The organism is Mesorhizobium sp. B1-1-5 (genome assembly GCF_006443065.1).
Classification (GTDB): Bacteria; Pseudomonadota; Alphaproteobacteria; order Rhizobiales; family Rhizobiaceae; genus Mesorhizobium.
On sequence record NZ_VFWS01000321.1, the window covers coordinates 1 to 1,620 of the forward strand.

Below are 1,620 nucleotides of genomic sequence, written 5' to 3' on the forward strand. Positions count from 1 at the left end.
ATACAGATCGCCAGCACGCTCGCCCGGCTGACCAGCGACAAGGCGCCGGACGGCGCGCTCGACATGATGCTGGAGATCGGCGACAGCGTCATGACGCACCGGCGGCAGTACCCTGTGCAAGCCGGCCGCCGCACGGTGATCGACCTTCTGGCGCTCGATCCGCTCAATCCGCGTTCCATCCTGTTCCAGCTCGAACGGCTGAAGGCCGAGATCGGGCTGCTGCCGGCGATCGGCGGCGAGGGGCACATGTCGCCTGCGGCCAAGGAAATCCTGCAGCTCAACACAGCCATCGCCATCAAGGAGCCAGCGGACATGACTGTGAAGGCGCTGAACGATCTCGCCGGCGAGATAGGCGGGCTCTACAGCAGCCTCGCCAAGGCCTATTTCGGTTAAGGCGGCGCTCCGGCATGCTCTACGACATCAGGCTTCACCTTCACTACGACTACGCCGCCGTCGCCGGCGGCGGCCGTCACCAGGTCCGCGTGTTGCCGCCGACCATCGACGGCGTGCAGCGCGTCGTCGCAGCGTCGCTATCCTTCGCGCCGGCGCCAAACGAACGCTCGGATTTTTCCGATTTCTTCGGCAACAACGTCACCTCGATCGCCTTCCGCGACGCGCATGACGCGCTCGACATCAGGATGAGCGCGCGCGTGGCGGTGTCGCGACCGGAACTCGGGCTCGACGTGTCGCCCGATCTTAGCCGGCTGCGTCAGGAGCTCGCCGCCATGCGCTCCCTGGCGCCGGATACACCGCACCATTTCCTGGCCGCCAGCGGTCACGCCGGCATCGATGCGGCGATCACCGCCTATGCGCGCGATAGCGTCGGCGGCTCGGCCGCCGGTACGGCGATGAACCTCTGCAATCGCATCCACCGCGATTTCACCTATGATGGCGAGGCGACAACCGTGCGGACCCTGGCTGGCGACGCATTCCGGCTGAAGCGCGGGGTGTGCCAGGATTTCTCGCATATCATGATCGCCGGCCTGCGCGGGCTTGGCATACCGGCCGGCTATGTCAGCGGCTTCCTGCGCACCATTCCGCCCAAGGGCAAGGCCAGGCTGGAGGGCGCCGACGCCATGCATGCATGGGTCAAGGTGTGGTGCGGGCGCGATGCCGGCTGGCAGGAGTTCGACCCGACCAACGGCATGCGGGCCTCCAACGATCACATCACCGTCGGCTATGGCCGTGACTATTCGGATGTCGCGCCGATCGTCGGCGTTCTCAAGACCACCGGCGGACAGGTCGGAGAGCAAGCCGTCGACGTTATTCCGGTGGTGCTGGAGAAGACCTGACGTCAGGCCTGCTTGCGCAAAGCGCCTTGCAGGGTTCCGCCCGACGTGGGTGGCCGCCGACTTTTCGGACAGGAATGGAACCAGTGCTCGGCCCAGAGGCTTATCTACGGGTGTTTCCGTGGGGCCAGCATGCTGCAGAAATCCGGATTGACTATCGACGGCGAGGCCGCACCAAAGAACGGCGCTCAGATCTCTGCCGAGGATGCCGCACTGATCTATGTCAGCGATACCGAGCCCGGTATCCGCCGACTGAAAGCGGGCAAGGGATTTTCCTACAGGGGAGCTGACGGAAGGCCGGTCTCGGATGCCACCCGAGCGCGCATCGAGG

General features: G+C 65.5%; 2 protein-coding genes and 1 pseudogene. All 3 read left to right on the forward strand.

Annotated features, from left to right (window positions below; genetic code table 11):
- A partial coding sequence (locus FJ980_RS30890) for an alpha-E domain-containing protein (RefSeq protein ID WP_181181367.1) occupies positions 1-393 on the forward strand: 393 nt, incomplete at its 5' end.
- A 14-nt stretch (positions 394-407) separates the two neighbouring features.
- On the forward strand, positions 408-1,292 hold the full coding sequence (locus FJ980_RS30895; RefSeq protein WP_140522300.1) for a transglutaminase family protein: 885 nt from the start codon (positions 408-410) through the stop codon (positions 1,290-1,292).
- A 189-nt stretch (positions 1,293-1,481) separates the two neighbouring features.
- Positions 1,482-1,620, forward strand: a pseudogene (locus FJ980_RS30900) (DNA topoisomerase IB); the annotation flags it as partial.

What these genes read in the sequence shown, in the direction of transcription:
- FJ980_RS30895 (WP_140522300.1), top strand. Translation starts at nt 408, where the DNA reads ATGCTCTACGACATCAGGCTTCACCTTCACTACGACTACGCCGCCGTC.